The organism is Bacteroides faecis, assembly GCF_020091505.1.
Taxonomy (GTDB): Bacteria; Bacteroidota; Bacteroidia; order Bacteroidales; family Bacteroidaceae; genus Bacteroides; species Bacteroides faecis.
This window is the reverse complement of record NZ_CP081916.1, coordinates 2,023,403-2,043,751: the sequence shown is the minus strand read 5'-3', so window position 1 is coordinate 2,043,751 and position 20,349 is coordinate 2,023,403. Positions and strand designations below refer to the sequence as shown.

Below are 20,349 nucleotides of genomic sequence, written 5' to 3'. Positions count from 1 at the left end.
GCGGGAGTTTGTATGTATCAAGTGACATGATGCTTAAGGACTGAGATGAAGAAATTAATCATATAAATCCCGCTTCCATATGGACGCGGGATTTTTTTATATAACCCTATTAGAACAATGAAAAAGATAGCAATTCAAGGAACACTCGGCTCATATCACGATATCGCCGCACACAAGTACTTCGAGGGAGAAGAAATAGAGTTAATCTGTTGTGCCAGCTTCGAAGACGTGTTTACTTCGATACGGAAAGACAGCCAAGTTATCGGAATGCTAGCCATCGAAAATACGATAGCGGGAAGCCTGCTGCACAACAATGAATTGTTGAGACAAAGCGGCACACAGATTATCGGTGAATACAAGCTGCGCATCTCACATAGCTTCGTCTGTCTGCCCGAAGAAAACTGGGAAGACCTGACAGAAGTCAACTCCCACCCTATCGCCCTGATGCAATGCCGTGATTTTCTGAATCAGCATCCGCAACTCAAAGTAGTGGAAGGAGAAGATACGGCACGCAGCGCGGAAATCATCAAGAAAGAAAACCTGAAAGGGCATGCAGCTATCTGTTCAAAAGCTGCGGCAGAACGGTATGGAATGAAAGTGCTGCAAGAAGGCATCGAAACCAATAAACACAACTTCACCCGTTTTCTGGTAGTTGCCGATCCATGGCAGGTAGACGAACTTCGCCAGCATCACGCAAAAGCGACCAATAAAGCAAGCATGGTATTCACATTGCCACACACAGAAGGAAGCCTGTCACAAGTATTATCCATTCTTTCGTTCTACAACATCAATCTGACAAAGATACAATCCCTGCCGATCATCGGACGGGAATGGGAATATCAATTTTACGTTGACGTGTCTTTCAATGATTATCTGAGATATAAACAATCTATTGCAGCAATTACTCCATTAACCAAAGAACTTAAAATATTAGGCGAATATGCAGAAGGAAAGTCAAACGTATAAAATCGCTCCTGCCGAAAGATTGGCAAGTGTCAGCGAATACTACTTCTCGAAGAAACTGAAAGAGGTAGCACAAATGAATGCAGAAGGAAAGGACGTTATCAGTCTGGGTATCGGAAGTCCTGATATGCCTCCTTCCAAAGAAACAATCGAAACATTGTGCAACAATGCACACGATCCCAACGGACATGGCTACCAACCGTATGTGGGCATACCGGAACTTCGGAAAGGTTTCGCAGCCTGGTATCAACGCTGGTATGGAGTAGAACTGAACCCGAATACGGAAATACAGCCACTGATTGGTTCTAAAGAAGGTATCCTTCATGTCACACTGGCTTTCGTTAATCCGGGTGAACAGGTATTGGTACCCAATCCGGGATACCCTACTTATACTTCACTGAGTAAAATACTCGGTGCGGAAGTGATCAGCTATGACCTGAAAGAAGAGGATGGATGGATGCCCGACTTTGAAGCATTGGAAAAGATGGACCTGAGCCGCGTGAAACTAATGTGGACCAACTATCCGAATATGCCGACAGGAGCCAACGCCACTCCGGAACTCTACGAACGTCTGGTAGACTTCGCACGCCGCAAGAATATCGTCATCGTGAATGACAACCCGTACAGCTTTATCCTGAACGAAAAGCCGATCAGTATTCTCAGTGTACCGGGAGCCAAAGAATGCTGCATCGAATTCAACTCCATGAGCAAAAGCCACAACATGCCGGGATGGCGTATCGGAATGTTGGCATCGAATGCAGAATTCGTACAATGGATACTGAAAGTAAAAAGCAATATCGACAGCGGAATGTTCCGTGCCATGCAACTGGCAGCTGCCACAGCTCTGGAAGCCGAAGCGGACTGGTACGAAGGCAACAACCACAACTATCGTGGCCGCCGCCATCTGGCCGGTGAAATAATGAAAACGCTGGGGTGTACCTACGATGAAAACCAAGTGGGAATGTTCCTTTGGGGAAAGATTCCCGCTTCCTGCAAAGACGTAGAGGAACTGACTGAAAAAGTATTGCATGAAGCAAGAGTCTTCATCACTCCGGGATTTATCTTTGGCAGCAACGGAGCAAGATACATCCGTATTTCTCTTTGCTGCAAAGATGCCAAGTTAGCGGAGGCATTAGAAAGAATCAAGAAACTTTCTTAAAAAAGACCGATTAGAATAACTCAAAAGGCAGACCTGACAAACGGCTGTCCCAAAGAATAAGAACAAGAATAAAATAAAAACAATAAGAATATGGAACTCGAATCAATTTTATTACCAGGTATTGAAGCTAAAAGACCGATTGTTATTGCCGGTCCGTGCAGCGCAGAAACTGAAGAGCAAGTAATGGACACCGCCAAACAGCTGGCAGCTAAAGGACAAAAGATATACCGCGCCGGCATCTGGAAACCGCGTACCAAACCGGGAGGTTTCGAAGGAATCGGTGTAGAAGGACTTGCCTGGCTGAAGGAAGTAAAGAAAGAAACAGGTATGTATGTTTCTACCGAAGTAGCGACTGCCAAACACGTTTACGAATGTCTGAAAGCCGGAATCGATATCCTTTGGGTGGGTGCACGTACCACAGCCAATCCTTTCGCCGTGCAGGAAATAGCCGATGCATTGAAAGGCGTTGATATCCCCGTATTGGTAAAGAACCCGGTAAACCCTGACCTGGAATTATGGATCGGCGCACTGGAGCGCATCAACAATGCAGGTCTGAAACGTCTGGGAGCTATCCACCGTGGTTTCAGCAGCTACGACAAAAAGATATACCGCAACCTTCCGCAATGGCACATTCCTATCGAACTGCGCCGCCGTCTGCCTAATCTGCCGATTTTCTGCGACCCGAGCCACATCGGAGGAAAACGCGAACTGATTGCCCCGCTCTGCCAACAGGCAATGGACCTCAACTTCGACGGTCTGATCGTAGAAAGCCACTGTAATCCGGACTGTGCATGGAGCGATGCTTCTCAGCAGGTAACTCCGGATGTACTCGACTACATTCTCAATTTACTGGTGATCCGTACAGAAACCCAGACCACAGAAAGTCTGACTCAGTTGCGTAAGCAAATCGACGAATGTGACGACAACATTATTCAGGAACTGGCAAAAAGAATGCGCGTAGCACGTGAAATCGGTACTTATAAGAAAGAACATGGAATCACCGTTCTTCAAGCCGGACGCTACAATGAAATTCTGGAGAAACGCGGTGCGCAAGGAGAACAATGTGGTATGAGCGCAGACTTTATGAAGCTTATCTTCGAAGCAATCCACGAAGAGTCTGTCCGCCAACAGATCGAGATTATCAATAAATAAAAAGCGAAAGAGAAATCAAGAATCAAATGGAAACTAACAAATAAACTGAGGCCGACCAGAAAGTCAATAGTAACTCAAAACTCTCCAATAAATAATAGATATGAGAATATTAATCCTCGGAGCCGGCAAGATGGGCTCCTTCTTTACTGATATACTGAGCTTTCAGCATGAGACAGCCGTGTTCGATGTCAACCCGCACCAGTTGCGTTTCGTGTATAATACCTATCGCTTCACCACATTGGAAGAGATCAAGGACTTCGAACCGGAACTGGTTATCAATGCCGCTACAGTAAAGTATACGCTGGACGCCTTCCGCAAAGTATTGCCTGTGCTTCCCAAAGACTGTATCATCAGTGACATCGCTTCCGTAAAGACAGGACTGAAGAAGTTCTACGAAGAAAGCGGATTCCGGTATGTCTCCAGTCACCCGATGTTCGGTCCGACATTTGCCAGCCTCAGCAATCTGAGCAGCGAGAACGCAATTATCATCAGTGAAGGAGACCACTTGGGAAAGATTTTCTTCAAAGATCTCTACCAGACGCTACGCCTGAATATCTTCGAATACACGTTCGACGAACATGATGAAACGGTAGCATACTCGCTCTCCATTCCGTTCGTTTCGACTTTCGTTTTTGCTGCAGTGATGAAGCATCAGGAAGCTCCAGGAACTACTTTCAAGAAGCATATGGCTATCGCAAAAGGACTACTGAGCGAAGATGATTACCTCCTTCAGGAAATCCTGTTCAACCCACGCACCCCGGGACAAGTAACCAATATCCGGACGGAGTTGAAAAATCTTCTCGAAATCATCGAAAAGAAAGACGCGGATGGCATGAAAGCCTATCTTACGAAAATTCGGGAAAAGATCAAATAAGCCTTTTGAATGAAGAATGAAGAATGATGAATGAAGAATTAGCTGCGCTATCACGCTGCAAAGTAATTCTTCATCCATCATTCTTCATTTCTATGCCCTCATAGGTTAATTCTTATATCGGACACACATTAGGGGGCAGTCCGAAAAGCCTGTTTGAGCTCCATACTGTACCGAAATGAACTAAATTATAAATTAAGGATTAGGCACGGATGACACGGATTTCACGGTTGTTTTACGTAATCATAGCACTAAAACCGTGAAATCCGTGTCATCCGTGCCTAAATATATTCTTTTCCGTACAGAAAGAAACAAACTGAAAACAACCGGGGTTTCGGATCGATCCCGCATTAGATAAGATTTAACGATCCCCTGCAAAAAAGTTCTTTGCAGGGGATTTTTTTATATGTACCTTTGTATCCGCAAAAACGGAATGACAGGAGAAAAGAAGAATGATAGATCAAACCACCATAGACCGTATTTTAGATGCCGCACAGATTGTAGATGTAGTATCTGAGTTTGTCACGCTGCGCAAACGCGGAGTGAATTATGTAGGTCTGTGCCCGTTCCACAACGAAAAGACTCCGTCATTCAGTGTCTCTCCAGCCAAAGGACTTTGTAAATGTTTCAGCTGCGGCAAAGGTGGAAACTCAGTCCACTTCATCATGGAGCACGAACAGATGTCGTATTACGAGGCACTGAAATATCTTGCCAAGAAATACAACATCGAAATCAAAGAACGGGAACTGACCAATGAAGAGAAACAAGCGCAGACAACGCGTGAAAGTATGTTCATTGTCAATAACTTCGCCCGTGATTACTTCCAGAATATCTTAAAGAATCATGTAGACGGTCGCAGCATCGGTTTGGCTTATTTCCGCCAGCGTGGATTCCGTGATGACATCATCGAAAAATTCCAGTTAGGCTACTGTACGGAAAGCCACGATGCCATGTCACAAGAAGCATTGCGCAAAGGCTACAAAAAAGAGTTCCTTGTAAAAACAGGCATCTGCTACGAGACGGACGACCATCGTCTTCGTGACCGCTTCTGGGGACGTGTGATTTTCCCTGTTCATACGCTCTCGGGGAAAGTGGTCGCATTCGGCGGACGTGTATTAAGTACTGCCACCAAAGGGGTGAAAGTAAAATACGTCAACTCTCCCGAATCAGAAATCTACCACAAGAGTAACGAGCTATACGGAATCTATTTTGCCAAACAGGCTATTGTCAAGCAAGACAGATGTTTCCTGGTCGAGGGATACACGGACGTTATCTCTATGCACCAATCGGGCATAGAAAACGTAGTTGCCTCTTCGGGAACCGCACTGACTCCGGGGCAGATTCGTCTGATTCATCGTTTCACCAACAACATTACCGTACTCTATGACGGTGACGTAGCAGGTATCAAAGCCTCTATCCGAGGGATTGACATGCTGCTGGAAGAAGGCATGAATATCAAAGTATGCCTGTTGCCGGACGGAGACGACCCGGACTCTTTTGCCCGCAAACATAATTCGGAGGAGTTTCAGACATTCATCCGTGAACACGAAAAAGACTTTATCCGCTTCAAGACGGATCTTCTGATGGAAGATGCGGGTAAAGATCCGATCAAACGAGCGGAACTGATATCTAATATCGTACGAAGTATTTCCGTCATACCGGAAGCCATTATACGAGATGTCTACATCAAGGAATGTAGTCAGCACCTGCGCATCGAAGAAAAGTTACTGGTAGCGGAAGTGGCCAAGTTAAGAGAGGCGCAAGCCGAAAAAGCGAACCGCCCCAGCTACAACAATACAACTTCAACCGCCAACAGCAGCTCCGAAGCTTCTAATGTATCCGGTATTCCGGGTTATCCCGGCGGCTCAGGTCCTTATGGTACCGGAATGCCACCGGAACCCGTTTATGATGATCAAGGTAATATCGTATCCTTTGCAGATCCGATGCCTGCCACTTCAGAAGGCGCAACAGGATTTCCTCCCGGAGAGGTTTCTCCTTCCACTAATACAGCTGTTTCCAGCGATTCTTATACCTCTTTTATTCCGCAGGAAGGAAAAGAGGGCCAGGAGTTTTACAAGTTCGAGCGACTGATCTTACAAGCAGTGGTCCGTTATGGTGAAAAGATCATGTGCAACCTTACTGACGAGGAAGGAAATGAAGTTCCGGTAACCGTTATCGAATACGTGATTAATGACCTGAAAGAAGATGATTTAGCTTTCCATAATCCGTTACACCGGCAGATTCTGACAGAAGCCGCTACGCATATACACGATACCGGATTCATCGCAGAACGCTACTTTCTGGCACATCCCGACCAGACCATCAGCAGATTGAGCGTGGATCTGATCAATGTACGTTACCAGCTAAGTAAATATCACTCGAAATCACAGAAACTCGTAACAGACGAAGAGCGTCTCTACGAACTCGTCCCGATGCTGATGATCAATTTCAAATATGCGATCGTTACGGAAGAGTTAAAGCACATGCTTTATGCACTGCAAGATCCGGCATTAGCCCATGACAATGAGAAATGTAATTCGCTGATGCAACGTTACAATGAATTGCGGGAAGTACAAAGTCTGATGGCGAAACGCCTGGGCGACCGTGTTGTATTACGCTAAATTCCTCATCGGTGCCGCTCCCCCTCCTCATCGGTGCCGAAGCACTCCTTCCCCGGTGCCGGAGGCAGCCCTCATCGGTGGGGAACTACATCGTCCACATTTTGTAAAGCGTATTACACCCTGCCGTGCTGAATCAGATTCATAAACTCTTCACGAGTCTTGGCCTGATTGAAAGCTCCTGTAAAGTCTGAAGTAGTAGTAATAGAATTCTGTTTTTCCACGCCGCGCATCTGCATACACATATGCTTTGCCTCCACTACCACCATCACTCCCAATGGGTTCAGTGTTTCCTGGATGCAATCTTTGATTTGCAGCGTCATGCGTTCCTGCACTTGCAGGCGATGGGAAAAGATATCGACTACCCGGGCAATCTTGCTCAATCCCGTGATGTAGCCGTTAGGGATATATGCCACGTGTGCTTTTCCGTAGAACGGCAACATGTGGTGTTCGCAGAGAGAGAAGAAATCGATGTCTTTCACTATCACCATCTGACTGTATTCTTCCTGAAACTTAGCCGAACGCAACACTTCATGAGGGTCCATGTGATAACCTTTCGTCAGACTCAGCATAGCCTTGGCAACACGCTCGGGGGTCTTCAGCAAACCTTCCCGTCCGGCATCTTCACCCAACAAAGTTATAATACTGTGATAATGACTTTTCAACTCCTCCAGATTCGGAGAGACAATTTCTTCTTTTTCTAACATGATACAATTATAAAGGAATATTGATCTGGTCTTTGACGATAGAGACCTCTTTGAATACACCGGTTGCCTTGAGTTTACGCATCATCGCGTCCGCCTCTTCAATGCTCCGGAAATCACCCACACGACAGAGCCAGCGGGGAGGATTGAACGAAGTGTAAATCGTCAGTTCGGGGAAATACTCTTTGATGCGGGAAGCTACACGATAAGCATCATTCTTTGCCTCACGGGTATTATTGCCGGCATACGCCTGTATTCTGAATCCGGCTGCCTTCAACACTTTCTGTTCGCCCATAGAAGGACGTTCCACGCCTATCAATGCCTCTATCTTAGGGTCTTGATGAATCGTCACCTTTCCCTGTCCCGGCACTGTACGCTCCAGACTCTTGATGATGTTCTGCGCCTGTGCACCAACAGCGGTAAAAGCCAGCATCCATAAAAGTAAACCTAGTTTTCTCATTCGATAAAAGTTTAATTTCAGGCACGGATTACACGGATTTCACGGTTAGCTGCGCACAGTCTTTAAATCCGTGTCATCCGTGTCATCCGTGCCTAAAAATTATAATTATGCATTGAACGCATCGATGATACCCTTGAAGTCAGAAACTTTCAGAGCAGCACCACCAATCAGTCCACCGTCTACGTCGGGGTTAGAGAACAGTTCTTTCGCATTAGAAGGCTTGCAGCTACCACCGTAAAGGATAGAAGTGTTGTCAGCGATTTCCTTGCCATATTTGTCAGCTACGATTGAACGGATGAAAGCGTGGATTTCCTGAGCTTGTTCAGGAGTAGCAGTTTTACCTGTACCGATAGCCCAAACCGGTTCGTAAGCAAGGATGATCTTAGAGAAGTCTTCAGCAGACAGAGAGAATACAGATTCCATCTGAGCAGCTACTACTTCGTTCTGCTTGTTAGCTTCGCGTTCTTCCAGCACTTCACCGATACAGAAGATCGGAGTCAGACCGTTAGCCAAAGCCAATTTTACTTTTTCTTCAAGGATAGCAACAGTTTCACCATAGTAAGCACGGCGTTCTGAGTGACCCAGGATTACATATTTTGCACCTGTAGAAGCTACCATTTCAGCAGAAACTTCACCGGTATATGCACCGGATGCTTTGTCTGCACAGTTTTCCGCACCTACACCGATCTTAGCTGCATCTACCAACGGAGTTACAGAAGCGAGGTGAATAAACGGAGTACAGATGATTACATCACAGTTAGGCTTTTCGTTAGCCAATGCTTCGTTCAGTTCTTTTGCCAAAGCGATACCCTCTTGAAGGGTTTTGTTCATTTTCCAGTTTCCTGCAACAATGTTCTTTCTCATTTTGTTCTTTATTTAAAGGGTTAATAAATTACTGTTCTTTCATTTCCTGTTGCTGTTTCCGCTTTTCCCGCTTCCGTTCGCGGCGGCGGATAATCAGGATATCCACTCCCAGCACCAGTACCAACGGAATCACAAACCACAAGAATACATACCCGATCGTATGTATATCACTTCGAACCTTCTGCTGACCAAGCTGAATATTTTCCAGTTTGTCAGTCAGGACGTATTCATCAGGAATGTCTTCATCACTCCATTTGTTCAGAATCGTACCATTCTTTATCAGCATCAGTCCCGGATTAGAGCGGATCATCGTCTTCAATGTGATGTCGTCCATCTGGCAGAAAGGATATTCCGCACCGGTCTTATCCTTCCACAACTCTATCTGCTCTTCCGGTGAGGAAGTAAGACAGTAGAATTTATAGCCATGCTCTACCGAATAATCATATATTTCATTAATCAAGTCGATGTTACTATCGTCCGCTTCTTCGATACGATGCGCCACCAGCAGGAAAGTATACCCCATATCCGTCAGCACATCCTCGGTGATATCATCGCCCGTACTCAGCTCCATCATGGAGAAATCGTGAATCGAAGGCTCGTATCCTTTTTCTTTCAGAACGGTACGGGTATCGACAAAGGTCCACGTACTATCCGGATAATTCTCCAGCGTAAACTCCTTCTTTTCGCCATTCTTTTCCAGAATAAAGACACTCTCATATACACTCGGCTTCGCACCGTCGGGGATACTCATGCCCTGCATGATATTCTGTCCGATCTTGTAAGGACGAAAATCGAGGACCGGCAGACGATCCAGACAGTAGAACGACAATGTGAATACAAAGAATATCGTGTACAGAGAAATCAGCCATTCCATCTTCAGAGTCACGAATCTGACCAGCATTTTCCTCCATTGGAATACAGCGATTGCTGCAATCAGCAGTACTATATTCTTGGCGAATGTCTCCCAGTTAGTCAACACCCATGCGTCACCGAAACAACCACAGTCTGACACCGGATCGAAAATCGCCAGATACAACGTCAGCGGTGTCATGAAAATCATCAGCATCAATGCCAATGTGGTGGAAAGTGTTCTCTTGATGCCGAAAAACAGGAAGATACCAATTGAGAATTCAGCAGCGGATAATAGGATACCTCCCAATAACGGGAAGAAAGAAGGGAACCAGGAAGTCATTCCGAAAGCAGCCAGATAGTCCTGTATCTTATACTGAAAACCCAGCGGGTCAACAGCTTTCACAAAGCCGGAAAAGATAAACGAGGCTGCTAAGAGAAAACGACAGACGTTCGCTCCTATCTTCTGGATGATATGTAAGTTCTTATCCTTCAAATTCTATCTTGATCAATCCGAAAACAGAATAATTAATCATATCCATATAGTTGGCGTCGATACCTTCCGAAACCAACGTATTTCCCGCCAGACTTTCAATCTGCTTGGTACGGTATATCTTCATCAGAATCAAGTCTGTGTAGGAACTCACACGCATGCTGCGCCAAGCTTCATCATAGTCGTGATTTTTGGCAAGCATCAACTCCAGTGCTTCCTTCGCATACTTATCGTACAAAGACATCGCCTCTTCATTGCTGATATCGGCAGATTCGGCATAACCCAGTTCCAGCTGAATCAGTCCGACAATACCATAATTGACAATCGCAATAAATTCCGAACGGATTCCTTCGTCAACCAGAGTCACCCCTTTGGTTTCGATACTGCGAATCCTGTTAGCTTTGATAAAAATCTGGTCAGTAACCGAAGCCGGACGCAGGATACGCCACGCAGGCCCGTAATCGTGCAGCTTCTTGGAAAATAAGTCACGGCACAATGCGATGACATGTTCAAATTGTTGCTTGGTATCTTTCATCTTATTCCAAATAGTGCGCAAAGGTAACAATAATTAAGTAAAAACAGAAAGAGGGCACTCTAAATTATATTAAAGTGCCCTCTTCTAAAGCTATCTTGTATTACATCTTTATGAACAGCGTAAAACTTGTCCGATACGCAATGTAGTCGTCGGCTTGATACGGTTCAGCTTACACAGTGTGCTGACTGATACTCCACGTACTTTAGCGATACGTGACAATGTATCTCCACTCTTCACTTTATGGTAACGGATTGTTCCGTCAGCTACCTGAGTGTCATGAGAACCGGCACTACGCACCCCTTTCGTTTTGCGGAAAGTATAAGTATCGGCTACGATATCCTGTTTCGGGAAGTCGAACATATAAATCGGGTTGATTGCAATTCCCAGGAAGCGGGTTTCGAAATGAAGATGAGAACCGGTTGAACGTCCGGTGTTACCACCCAGACCGATCACTTCGCCGGCTTTTACCAATTGATTTTCTTCAACGAGTTGTTTGGACAAGTGTCCGTATATGGTTTCCAATCCATTGTCATGACGTATCACCACATATTTTCCATATCCTCTGCGTTCATATTTCACGATACGCACTTTACCATCGAAAGCAGCAACAATTGTATCACCGATATTAACTTTCAAGTCGAGGCCGTTGTGCATTCTTCTCCAACGGGGTCCGAAAGGTGAAGTAATCTTCGTACTCGGAGTCGGCATATGGAAACCTGTCAAGTCGATGGTGTAAGTATCCGGAATAATGGCATTTCCATAAGAATGCGCATACTGGTTGTTCCAGTTCGGATAAAGACTTAAGGCGGGATATTCCGACTGTTCGGCACGGATCTGTTTCTGCAGTGCCAAAGAGTCTACGGTTTTTAATTTCTTGTCTATCGGAGCTTGGCGGGCAATCAGGTCTTGAGAGAAAGAGCTCAGGCTGACCATAGCTGCTACAGCTACCAATCCTGTTTTAATAATGCAATTGAAATTCATTCGTTCTTGTCAATTCAATTAATACTCGTCATTCGCATACAGGTAATCAAAAGTCGCCTGTTTGTAGTCGAATATTTCTTCAGGTTTAAAAAATCTCGTTAATTCGATAGCCGCAGTTTCCGGAGAATCGGAAGTATGAACGATGTTTTCTTGAAAACTCATACTATAATCCCCACGAATGGTTCCCGGCGCAGCCAGACGTCCATTAGTTGGTCCCGCCAACGTACGGACTGCTTGAATAGCATCCACACCCTCATAACAACAAACAATGACAGGAGTTGCCATCATCGAATCTTTCACGCGCTGAAAGAAAGGCTTGCTGCTCAGGTGGGCATAATGTTCGCTTAATAATTCATCCGTCAGTTGCATCATTTTCATGCCGGCCAACCGTAGTCCTTTACGTTCAAAGAGATGAGTAATCTCACCAACCAATCCCCGTTGAAGGGTACACGGCTTCAAAATAACCAGCGTTTTTTCGATCATGATGTGTGACTTTCAAAAGATTAAACTATACACTTACTATAAAAAATTCCCCCAAAGATAGTATTTTCCGACGAAAGGGCAAGTAAGTCATTAACTATTTTTCAGAAGTACAGAGATGAAAAGGACAGAATAAGCGACGTTAAAGCCCTATAAATAGGAGGGATAAGAATGAAATATGTTTTGCAACACATTTCCGCAAATAAACTGCATGTTTAACCGTTTTTCAACTTATAGCCGCCCAGTTAACATTCGTTTTCCGAAGAGATTTCAGTTGCCGCCACAGGATTTCGTTCTCCGGATGCTGAGCTGACGGGTCGTTATCTACGATCTCTTCGGCTATCGAACGGACATATTGCAACAGCTGACCGTCACGGGCGATGTCCGCAATCTTCAGATCGAAGGCAATGCCGCTTTGCTGCGTACCCTCCAGATCACCGGGACCTCGCAGTTTCAAATCCGCTTCCGCTATTTCAAAGCCGTCATTGGTGCGCACCATTATTTCCAGCCGTTTCCGCGTGTCTTCAGTCAGTTTGTAGTTCGTCACAAGGATACAATAAGACTGTTCAGCACCACGTCCCACCCGGCCACGCAACTGATGGAGTTGTGAAAGTCCGAAACGTTCGGCATTCTCAATAATCATTACAGAAGCATTGGGTACATTCACTCCGACTTCGATAACGGTGGTGGCAACCATAATCTGAGCTTCCCCGGAAATAAAAAGCTGCATCTGCTCATCTTTCTCCGCAGACTTCATCTTGCCGTGAACTTTGGCAACGGTGCAGCCGGGAAATTCTTCCAGAATATGCTGATAGCCTTCCTCCAGATTCTTGAGGTCGATTTTCTCGCTTTCCTTTATTAAAGGATAAACGATGTACACCTGACGCCCTTCTTCTATTTGTTTGCGTACCGAGCGATACATACTTTCCCTGCGGTTATCAAACTGATGGATGGTCGTTATCGGTTTTCGGCCCGGCGGCAGTTCATCAATGACAGAAACATCCAGATCACCATATAACGTCATGGCCAATGTACGCGGAATAGGCGTGGCGGTCATCACCAGCACATGTGGCGGCTGCACATTCTTTGTCCAAAGACGGGCACGCTGTGCCACACCGAAACGGTGTTGTTCGTCAATAACCACCAGTCCCAAGGAAGAGAAGTTCACCGTGTCTTCAATGACCGCGTGCGTACCTATCAGGATCTTCACGTCTCCCGTCAGCAGTCCGGACAGAATCGCCTCCCGCTTCTTTCCTTTGACAGACCCGGTCAGCAGTTCGACACGGATATCCATACCGAAAAGCAATTCCCTGATTGTTTCGTAATGCTGATTGGCCAGAATTTCGGTGGGAGCCATCATACATGCCTGAAAACCGTTATCCAAAGCAAGCAGCATACTCATCAATGCCACCAGCGTTTTACCGCTGCCGACATCTCCTTGAAGCAGGCGATTCATCTGCCTGCCGCTTCCCACATCATTCCTGATTTCTTTCAGTACCCGTTTCTGAGCACCGGTCAACTGAAAAGGAAGATTCTGCGAATAAAATGTATTGAAAATATCCCCCACCCGTTCAAAGATGTATCCGCGATATCTTCTTTGCCGGTCTTTCGCATAGCGGAGAATATTCAACTGCACATAAAACAGTTCTTCGAATTTCAGACGATACTGAGCTCTGCGCAGCAAATCGGGATTGGTAGGGAAATGAATATTCCGTAGTGCTTCTGTCAGAGGCATCAGATGATGGTCCGACAAAATCTTGGGAGAAAGCGTTTCCGGCAGCGGTTCCTGTATCTGCTGGATCACCGTAGCCATCATCTTCTCAATCGCATGCGAATTGAGAAAACTCCGTTTCATTTTCTCCGTCGTATTATAATAAGGTTGCAGTCCGACGGAAGAAAGTTTCAGATCATCCGGCTTATCGATGTCGGGATGTGCCACATTGATACGACCGTTAAAAACGGTAGGCTTACCGAAAATGATATATTCTTCGTGAAGTTTGTACTTACCTAATATATACTTGATGCCTTGAAACCACACAAGGTCGACGACTCCCGTACCGTCTGAGAAATGAGCAGTCAGGCGTCGCTGCCGTCCTTCTCCTATCGTCTCGAAGCCGAGAATTTCTCCTTTCAACTGGATATACGGCATGTTGCCATCTATTTCGTGAATGTAATAGATGCGGCTCCGGTCAACATATTTATAAGGGAAATAATAAATCAGATCGTACAACGAGTAGATTTCCAACTCCTTATTCAATACTGCGGCCTTCTGAGGCCCTACACCGGAGATAAATTTGATGTCGCGTGTGGTTAAATCGAACATTTACAAGAGAGCACTCCCGATCTTCAGGTCAAAGGGAGTTGTTATTTTTATGTTTTCACGATTACCTTCTGCCAGATATACGGGTACGCCCATTGCTTCGACCACCGAAGCATCGTCCGTAAAGAACGGAGTAAACTCCTGTCCATAAGCCTGTTTCAGCAGCTCCACCTCAAAAACCTGAGGAGTCTGCACTAACTTATATTCAGTACGGCTCACCGTTTCGCTTCCGGCATCCGTCAGATGGCGCAGCGTTTCGACTACATCCACCACCGGAATCACAGCTTTATGCTGTTCCGCCAGCTTGTAACACCGGCGAATCACTTCAAGGGTTACAAACGGACGAACTCCGTCGTGTACTCCTACCAGACCGGGAGCCTCCACGAGTGCCAGCCCATTCTTCACCGAATGAAAGCGGGTCTCGCCACCATCCGCAATGAGGTGTTCCACCGAAAAATGATGTTCTTCGCAAAGCTGTTTCCAAAAGTCCTGCTGTTCGCGGGGAAGTACCAGAATAATCTGAAGCATCGCATCGTACTTGCGGAATGCTTCCAGCGTATGCATCAACACAGGTTTGCCACCGACAGGAAGAAATTGTTTGGGAAGATCACTTCCCATTCGCAAGCCCTTTCCACCGGCGACAATAATCACAGATTGTTTCATAGACAGCTTAGCGTTTTACGCACATCGCTTCTACCAGTTCGTCTACTTTTTCTTTGCCTACCAGCATATCTACGATAGCCAAAGCAAACTCCATAGCAGCCCCCGGTCCCATACCTGTAATAATGCTTCCGTCACGAACTACGGGTTCACTGACACATTCCGCACCTTCCAGATATTGTTCGAAGCCGGGATAGCAAGTTGCTTTCTTTCCTTTCAGCAAACCTAATTTGCCCAATACCATCGGAGCCGCACAGATCGCTGCGATCGGTTTTCCTTTGGCAGCAAAGTCAAGAAGCAGTTTTCGCAGTCCTTCATGTTTGTCGAGCGTAGCTGCCCCCGGCATTCCTCCCGGCAACAACAGCAGATCGGCATCAAAAAAATCGCAGTTCTCAAAGTTTATATCACAGAGCAATGACACATCGTGAGCGCCCATTACAATTTCATCCGGAGTGACAGATACAATTTGCACATTCAGTCCGGCACGTCTCAAAGTGTCGACAGCAGTAAAGGCTTCTATTTCTTCAAAGCCATCTGCAAAAAAAGCATATACAGTTCCCATAATCCTATATTTTTGATTAGTGATACTATCTCAGGTTAAAATAATAAGTGATGGTTCCAGTCTGGTTGTTCGGTCCTTCCACGGTGTTGAAGCGAGCCTTCTTCGCCGCGTCTTCCGCTGCCTTCCGCAGGGTGGAGTTCACGGTGTTCGTTTGAGGATTGATACTGGTTCCAATGACTACTCCCGCCGGATTGACGGTGATATTGACTACCACACGTCCTTCTTCGGGCACATTATAGGCAGGCTTTGGCAGACTGCCCGTACCTAAAGAACGTCCGCCGAGGTCAAATGTTCCGTAACCTCCGGTTCCGGTCTTCGCTCCGGTGGATGAATTACCGTCCTTGCTGCCCTCCGTTCCCGTGCCGCTGGCGGAAGTACCTTTGCTGCCTCCCATCTGCGCTCCCTTTCCGAAAGCGTTGGCAACCTTTTTCTTCGCAGCTTCTTCGGCGGCTTTCCGTTCACGTTCCGCTTTTTCTTCGGCAAGACGTTTCGCTTCGGCAGCTTTCTCTGCCTCCGTCTTTTCGGGTTTCTTCACCGGTTCTTTGGGCTTCACTACCTCTTTGGGTTTCACGGTCTCCTTTTTAGGTTCCGTTTTCGGTTTCAGCACTACCGTTTCTTCTTCGGTCTGTGTCAGCAGATCCTGTTCCGAGGGCAGTTCCGGCTGCGTTTCCGCGGGTGCAGGTGCTTCCGGTTCTTCGGGCAGTATATCCACGTCCACCAGCGAAGGGTCGTCAAAGCCTCGGGCAGACTCCACATTTCCCAGCATCACAGGTACGCCGCCTGCGTCTTCATCCAGCTGGGGAACCGTAAAGCTCACCAGAATCAAAAGAGCTATCACTGCCACGTGTACCAACAGTGCACCCAGCGCGCCGACGAATTCACCCTTTTTTCTTCTGTCGTCCATAATTGTTTCTTTTTTTAGTAGTTAAGTAGCAACTACTTACTTTATTTGTTTTCCGGCGGGCGTGTAGCCAGCACCATTTTAAAATGATTCTCATTCGCAATGTTCAGCACCCGCACGATTTCACGGTAAGGCACCGACTCATCTGCATACAATGCCACATACATCTCCGGTTCTTTCTCCGCGCAACTTTGCAGGAACGGAGTCAGTTCGTCCAACGACAGCGGCTTTTCCTTCTCATTGCCGAAAGCAGCGTAGAAGTTCAGGTCTTTATCGATCACGACTCTTGTCAGCGGTTTGGCCGAAGTCTGCTGTTTGCCTTGCGGCAACAACACCTTTATGGCATTGGGCGACACCACCGTAGAGGTAATCATAAAGAATATCAGCAGCAGGAAGATGACGTCCGTCATGGATGCCATACTGAAATTGGGCGATACTCTATTTCTTCTTTTTAATCCCACTTTATTATTGATTAGTGGTTAATGATAGTGATTAACGTCTCAGGGTTACTTTTGGGCAGGCTCGTTCAAGAGATCCATAAATTCCATCGTACGAGCTTCCATTTTGTTTACTACACGGTCTACCAGCATCACCAGGTAGTTGTAAGCAAACATGGCGATGATACCCACGATCAGACCGCCTACGGTGGTGATCATAGCTTCGTAGATACCGCCGGAAAGCAAGGTTATATCGATATTTCCGCTTCCCGCATTCGCCATTTCGTAGAATGCGCGTACCATACCGGTCACCGTACCGAGGAATCCGAGCATCGGAGCACCACCGGAAATGGTTGCCATCACCGTCAGTCCTTTTTCCAGTTTGGCCACTTCGATGTTACCGACATTTTCAATGGCAACCTGCACATCGTTGATAGGACGCCCCAGACGGCTGATTCCTTTTTCTATCATGCGTGCCGAAGGAGTGTTCATCGTGCGGCAATACTGGATGGCCGCTTTGATTTCACCGCTATGGATATAGTCCTTGATCCGTTCCATGAACATCGGGTCTTCTTTTCCCGCTTTACGGATCATATAGTTACGTTCAAATAAGATGTAGAAACAGACTACAGACAGTACACCCAGTACAATCATAATCCAACCACCCTTGACAGCCATATCAAGCATATTCATCTCGGGAGCGCTGACCGGAGTCAGCACCGGGTTGGCAGTTGCCAGCGAGTCGGCCATATTCATGGCACCCTGGGCCAATAACATCAATACATTCATTAGCGTAGACAGTTTTTATATTCCTGAATAGTACGTTCCAGTCCCAGATACAATGCGTCGCTGATCAAGGCATGACCTATGGATACTTCGTCCACCCAAGGAATGTTTTTATAGAAATAGTTTAAATTCACAAGACTCAAGTCGTGTCCGGCGTTCAAGCCGATACCCAGTTTGCGGGCTGTTTTGGCTGCTTCCACAAATGGGGCAACAGCCGCTTCCGGATTCTTCGGATATGCCGTAGCATAGGGTTCCGTATAAAGTTCCACACGGTCGGCACCTGCTTTTGCCGCATATTCCACCATCTCCGGATCGGCGGCAACAAAGACGGAAGTACGGATGCCTGCGCTGTTGAACTGATCGAGAACTTCCGACAGAAATTCCAGATTTGCTTTTGTATCCCAACCGGAGTTGGAAGTAATCTGCGAAGGATCGTCAGGAACCAGCGTCACCTGATGAGGTTTCACTTTCAATACCAGGTCTATAAACTCCGGCGACGGGTAGCCCTCGATATTGAATTCAGTCCGCAACAACGGACGCAGATCATATACATCTGCCCGGCGGATGTGGCGTTCGTCGGGACGGGGATGAACAGTAATACCGTCAGCCCCGAAAGCTTCACAATCAAGTGCTACCTTCACCACATTGGGGGTATCCCCTCCGCGTGCATTTCTCAATGTAGCAACCTTGTTTATGTTTACACTTAATTTAGTCATAGTTTTACGCAATATTTGCCGCAAAAATACAAATATTATTATTAGTTGCCTAATAATACGAAACGCATTCTCAGTTCTTTTTTGGTTATTTAAAGTAGAAATCCAAGAAAAAATGCCAATTTTGCAACCGAAACTAATGAAACAGCTTATGAAATTTGCCATTTTCGGAAATACGTATCAGCCTAAAAAGTCTTTGCATGCACTCAGACTGTTCGAGCTTCTCAAGAAGCAGGGAGCGGAAATCTGTATGTGCCGGGAGTTTTACCAGTTCCTGACGGCAGATTTAAAAATGGAAGTGCCTGTCGACGCCCTGCTCGAAGGCAACGACTTCACAGCCGATATGGTTATCAGCATCGGAGGTGACGGCACATTTCTGAAAGCTGCCCGCCGGGTGGGTAGAAAACAAATCCCCATTCTAGGCATCAACACAGGGCGGCTGGGATTTCTTGCCGATGTTTCACCCGAAGAGATGGAGGTGACTTTCGAAGAGATTCAGGCAGGCAGATACAGTGTGGAGGAACGAAGTGTGTTGCAGCTTATCTGCAATGACAGAAATCTCCAGGAATCGCCTTATGCCCTCAACGAAATTGCGGTGCTCAAGCGGGACAGTTCTTCCATGATCAGCATCCGCACTGCGATCAACGGTGCTTATCTGAATACTTATCAGGCAGACGGACTGGTGATTGCCACTCCTACCGGCTCTACTGCATATTCATTAAGCGTAGGCGGCCCGATCATCGTTCCTCATTCCAATACGATCGCCATTACCCCGGTAGCTCCGCACAGCCTCAACGTCCGTCCTATCGTCATTCGTGACGACTGGGAAATCACGCTGGACGTGGAAAGCCGCAGCCATAACTTCCTCGTTGCCATCGACGGCAGCAGCGAAACGTGCAAGGAGACAACCCAACTGACCATTCGCCGGGCAGACTACAGTATAAAAGTAGTGAAACGGTTCAATCATATTTTCTTCGATACCCTCCGCAGCAAGATGATGTGGGGAGCGGACGGAAGGCGCTGATCTTCCGACCGGACTTCGCGACTATCCGATTCCGGACCTTCGGACGCAAAAAAGTACATCCTTCCTCACCAGGACAGAATGTACTTAAACAAAAACAAACAATTATATAAAACGGGCATCCAAGAGACTCCGTTTATATAAGCAATAAGCATGTTGTGGGAAACATACACATGCTGTAAAGGGTTTATCCCCGTTCGGGTACTTCACAGTAACCTTTTTAGAAAAACATCTCACCCCATATTTTATAATTATTCATATTCTGTCGGACACATAATTAAATATGTCCAAGTATTTTTCAGTCAATTATCACCAAGGGTAAATATGCGAAATAACTCCCTGCCGCTGTAACGCTTCCAATATCTGCATGTCTTTGAGCGACCTGCACCTGCCTCCATGTCCTAAATAATACACCCGCCACGGAGTGGAACCATATCGACGGGCTATCCGAACATACACTTTTCTCCTTCTGGAGAACCAGACTTTCCATAAACTTTCCATTTCTTCTTTTACTTTTAAATAAGTAAACTAAAAACCCTTTTTAAGACATTGCCCACATCGAAGCAATGTTCATTCTCTTTATTTTGTCACTGTGTGTGTACCTTTACAAGCATATATCCCAATGGATAAATTCAGAACCAAAGTAAATAGAAGGCATGCAAAATGAGCTTGTTGTTTGAATTGCGTGTCACAATTTACTACTTACATTTATCTATTACTTCTTAGGTAACGGAAGTCCATTACCGGACTTTACACATAGGGGAAAAGAAGCGAAAAAGGCAGCGGCCTTTGCGAGAAGCACTGTATAAAAGGGTTATGA

General features: G+C 46.2%; 21 protein-coding genes. 6 read left to right on the top strand and 15 right to left on the bottom strand.

Features of this window, described 5'->3' with window-relative positions; all coding sequences use genetic code 11:
• The first annotated feature begins 117 nt into the window (after window positions 1-117).
• The 5 genes from K6V30_RS08145 (at window position 118) to dnaG (ending at window position 6,766) form a co-directional block, all read left to right on the top strand.
• Window positions 118-966 carry a prephenate dehydratase gene (locus K6V30_RS08145; protein WP_010536555.1) on the top strand — a complete coding sequence of 283 codons (849 nt, stop codon included), beginning with the start codon at window positions 118-120 and terminating at the stop codon, window positions 964-966.
• On the top strand, window positions 941-2,122 hold the full coding sequence (locus K6V30_RS08140; RefSeq protein ID WP_010536554.1) for a pyridoxal phosphate-dependent aminotransferase: 1,182 nt from the start codon (window positions 941-943) through the stop codon (window positions 2,120-2,122). The genes K6V30_RS08145 and K6V30_RS08140 overlap by 26 nt, the downstream gene beginning before the upstream one ends.
• A 90-nt stretch (window positions 2,123-2,212) precedes the next feature.
• Window positions 2,213-3,274 (top strand): bifunctional 3-deoxy-7-phosphoheptulonate synthase/chorismate mutase type II, encoded by a 1,062-nt coding sequence (locus K6V30_RS08135; protein ID WP_055268527.1) that lies wholly within the window; start codon window positions 2,213-2,215, stop codon window positions 3,272-3,274.
• A gap of 100 nt (window positions 3,275-3,374) precedes the next feature.
• Entirely contained in the window at window positions 3,375-4,148 is a 774-nt protein-coding gene (locus tag K6V30_RS08130) for a prephenate dehydrogenase (RefSeq protein WP_010536552.1), read from the top strand.
• A 449-nt stretch (window positions 4,149-4,597) separates the two neighbouring features.
• Window positions 4,598-6,766, top strand: coding sequence for a DNA primase (dnaG, locus tag K6V30_RS08125; protein ID WP_055268526.1), 2,169 nt, complete (start codon window positions 4,598-4,600; stop codon window positions 6,764-6,766).
• A 113-nt stretch (window positions 6,767-6,879) separates the two neighbouring features.
• Here dnaG and folE read toward each other — a convergent pair whose 3' ends face one another.
• The 14 genes from folE to K6V30_RS08055 all read right to left on the bottom strand — a co-directional run bounded on the left by folE (window position 6,880) and on the right by K6V30_RS08055 (window position 18,511).
• Window positions 6,880-7,470, bottom strand: a complete 591-nt coding sequence (gene folE, locus K6V30_RS08120) for a GTP cyclohydrolase I FolE (protein ID WP_008760851.1) — start codon at window positions 7,468-7,470, stop codon at window positions 6,880-6,882.
• A 7-nt stretch (window positions 7,471-7,477) separates the two neighbouring features.
• A complete protein-coding gene (locus K6V30_RS08115; RefSeq protein WP_008760850.1) occupies window positions 7,478-7,927 on the bottom strand; it encodes an SPOR domain-containing protein in 450 nt (149 codons plus the stop codon).
• A gap of 105 nt (window positions 7,928-8,032) precedes the next feature.
• The gene (gene tpiA / locus K6V30_RS08110) at window positions 8,033-8,791 is read right to left on the bottom strand and encodes a triose-phosphate isomerase (protein ID WP_010536549.1); all 759 of its coding nucleotides are present in this window, start codon (window positions 8,789-8,791) and stop codon (window positions 8,033-8,035) included.
• 28 nt (window positions 8,792-8,819) lie between these two features.
• The gene (locus tag K6V30_RS08105) at window positions 8,820-10,136 is read right to left on the bottom strand and encodes a BT_3928 family protein (RefSeq protein ID WP_022301369.1); all 1,317 of its coding nucleotides are present in this window, start codon (window positions 10,134-10,136) and stop codon (window positions 8,820-8,822) included.
• Window positions 10,126-10,668, bottom strand: coding sequence for a DUF1599 domain-containing protein (locus tag K6V30_RS08100; protein ID WP_010536547.1), 543 nt, complete (start codon window positions 10,666-10,668; stop codon window positions 10,126-10,128). Before K6V30_RS08100 ends, K6V30_RS08105 begins: the two co-directional genes overlap by 11 nt.
• 108 nt (window positions 10,669-10,776) lie before the next feature.
• Complete coding sequence (locus K6V30_RS08095) at window positions 10,777-11,649, bottom strand: peptidoglycan DD-metalloendopeptidase family protein (protein ID WP_010536546.1); 873 nt, start codon at window positions 11,647-11,649, stop codon at window positions 10,777-10,779.
• Between the two features lie 18 nt (window positions 11,650-11,667).
• Window positions 11,668-12,132 carry a nucleoside-diphosphate kinase gene (ndk, locus tag K6V30_RS08090; RefSeq protein WP_008760845.1) on the bottom strand — a complete coding sequence of 155 codons (465 nt, stop codon included), beginning with the start codon at window positions 12,130-12,132 and terminating at the stop codon, window positions 11,668-11,670.
• A 223-nt stretch (window positions 12,133-12,355) separates the two neighbouring features.
• Window positions 12,356-14,452 (bottom strand): ATP-dependent DNA helicase RecG, encoded by a 2,097-nt coding sequence (gene recG / locus K6V30_RS08085; RefSeq protein ID WP_055268525.1) that lies wholly within the window; start codon window positions 14,450-14,452, stop codon window positions 12,356-12,358.
• Window positions 14,453-15,112, bottom strand: a complete 660-nt coding sequence (locus K6V30_RS08080; protein ID WP_010536544.1) for a 2-C-methyl-D-erythritol 4-phosphate cytidylyltransferase — start codon at window positions 15,110-15,112, stop codon at window positions 14,453-14,455.
• Window positions 15,113-15,119: 7 nt separating this feature from the next.
• Window positions 15,120-15,671, bottom strand: a complete 552-nt coding sequence (locus K6V30_RS08075) for a DJ-1 family glyoxalase III (RefSeq protein WP_010536543.1) — start codon at window positions 15,669-15,671, stop codon at window positions 15,120-15,122.
• Between the two features lie 25 nt (window positions 15,672-15,696).
• A complete protein-coding gene (locus tag K6V30_RS08070) occupies window positions 15,697-16,575 on the bottom strand; it encodes a TonB family protein (protein ID WP_070613067.1) in 879 nt (292 codons plus the stop codon).
• A gap of 41 nt (window positions 16,576-16,616) precedes the next feature.
• Window positions 16,617-17,033, bottom strand: a complete 417-nt coding sequence (locus tag K6V30_RS08065; RefSeq protein WP_055268523.1) for an ExbD/TolR family protein — start codon at window positions 17,031-17,033, stop codon at window positions 16,617-16,619.
• Between the two features lie 45 nt (window positions 17,034-17,078).
• On the bottom strand, window positions 17,079-17,798 hold the full coding sequence (locus K6V30_RS08060) for a MotA/TolQ/ExbB proton channel family protein (RefSeq protein ID WP_010536542.1): 720 nt from the start codon (window positions 17,796-17,798) through the stop codon (window positions 17,079-17,081).
• Entirely contained in the window at window positions 17,798-18,511 is a 714-nt protein-coding gene (locus K6V30_RS08055) for a pyridoxine 5'-phosphate synthase (protein ID WP_008760838.1), read from the bottom strand. Before K6V30_RS08055 ends, K6V30_RS08060 begins: the two co-directional genes overlap by 1 nt.
• Before the next feature lie 112 nt (window positions 18,512-18,623).
• On the opposite strand from K6V30_RS08055, the gene K6V30_RS08050 reads away from it, so the two are divergent.
• Window positions 18,624-19,532: an NAD kinase gene (locus K6V30_RS08050; RefSeq protein ID WP_008760837.1), complete on the top strand. Its 909-nt coding sequence runs from the start codon at window positions 18,624-18,626 to the stop codon at window positions 19,530-19,532.
• 306 nt (window positions 19,533-19,838) lie between these two features.
• On the opposite strand, the gene K6V30_RS08045 is transcribed toward K6V30_RS08050, so the two are convergent.
• Window positions 19,839-20,030: a hypothetical protein gene (locus K6V30_RS08045; protein WP_008760836.1), complete on the bottom strand. Its 192-nt coding sequence runs from the start codon at window positions 20,028-20,030 to the stop codon at window positions 19,839-19,841.
• Window positions 20,031-20,349 lie beyond the last annotated feature (319 nt).

What these genes read in the sequence shown, in the direction of transcription:
- K6V30_RS08145 (WP_010536555.1), top strand. Translation starts at nt 118, where the DNA reads ATGAAAAAGATAGCAATTCAAGGAACACTCGGCTCATATCACGATATC.
- K6V30_RS08140 (WP_010536554.1), top strand. Translation starts at nt 941, where the DNA reads ATGCAGAAGGAAAGTCAAACGTATAAAATCGCTCCTGCCGAAAGATTG.
- K6V30_RS08135 (WP_055268527.1), top strand. Translation starts at nt 2,213, where the DNA reads ATGGAACTCGAATCAATTTTATTACCAGGTATTGAAGCTAAAAGACCG.
- K6V30_RS08130 (WP_010536552.1), top strand. Translation starts at nt 3,375, where the DNA reads ATGAGAATATTAATCCTCGGAGCCGGCAAGATGGGCTCCTTCTTTACT.
- dnaG (WP_055268526.1), top strand. Translation starts at nt 4,598, where the DNA reads ATGATAGATCAAACCACCATAGACCGTATTTTAGATGCCGCACAGATT.
- folE (WP_008760851.1), bottom strand. Translation starts at nt 7,470, where the DNA reads ATGTTAGAAAAAGAAGAAATTGTCTCTCCGAATCTGGAGGAGTTGAAA.
- K6V30_RS08115 (WP_008760850.1), bottom strand. Translation starts at nt 7,927, where the DNA reads ATGAGAAAACTAGGTTTACTTTTATGGATGCTGGCTTTTACCGCTGTT.
- tpiA (WP_010536549.1), bottom strand. Translation starts at nt 8,791, where the DNA reads ATGAGAAAGAACATTGTTGCAGGAAACTGGAAAATGAACAAAACCCTT.
- K6V30_RS08100 (WP_010536547.1), bottom strand. Translation starts at nt 10,668, where the DNA reads ATGAAAGATACCAAGCAACAATTTGAACATGTCATCGCATTGTGCCGT.
- K6V30_RS08095 (WP_010536546.1), bottom strand. Translation starts at nt 11,649, where the DNA reads ATGAATTTCAATTGCATTATTAAAACAGGATTGGTAGCTGTAGCAGCT.
- ndk (WP_008760845.1), bottom strand. Translation starts at nt 12,132, where the DNA reads ATGATCGAAAAAACGCTGGTTATTTTGAAGCCGTGTACCCTTCAACGG.
- recG (WP_055268525.1), bottom strand. Translation starts at nt 14,452, where the DNA reads ATGTTCGATTTAACCACACGCGACATCAAATTTATCTCCGGTGTAGGG.
- K6V30_RS08080 (WP_010536544.1), bottom strand. Translation starts at nt 15,112, where the DNA reads ATGAAACAATCTGTGATTATTGTCGCCGGTGGAAAGGGCTTGCGAATG.
- K6V30_RS08075 (WP_010536543.1), bottom strand. Translation starts at nt 15,671, where the DNA reads ATGGGAACTGTATATGCTTTTTTTGCAGATGGCTTTGAAGAAATAGAA.
- K6V30_RS08070 (WP_070613067.1), bottom strand. Translation starts at nt 16,575, where the DNA reads ATGGACGACAGAAGAAAAAAGGGTGAATTCGTCGGCGCGCTGGGTGCA.
- K6V30_RS08060 (WP_010536542.1), bottom strand. Translation starts at nt 17,798, where the DNA reads ATGAATGTATTGATGTTATTGGCCCAGGGTGCCATGAATATGGCCGAC.
- K6V30_RS08055 (WP_008760838.1), bottom strand. Translation starts at nt 18,511, where the DNA reads ATGACTAAATTAAGTGTAAACATAAACAAGGTTGCTACATTGAGAAAT.
- K6V30_RS08050 (WP_008760837.1), top strand. Translation starts at nt 18,624, where the DNA reads ATGCCAATTTTGCAACCGAAACTAATGAAACAGCTTATGAAATTTGCC.
- K6V30_RS08045 (WP_008760836.1), bottom strand. Translation starts at nt 20,030, where the DNA reads ATGGAAAGTTTATGGAAAGTCTGGTTCTCCAGAAGGAGAAAAGTGTAT.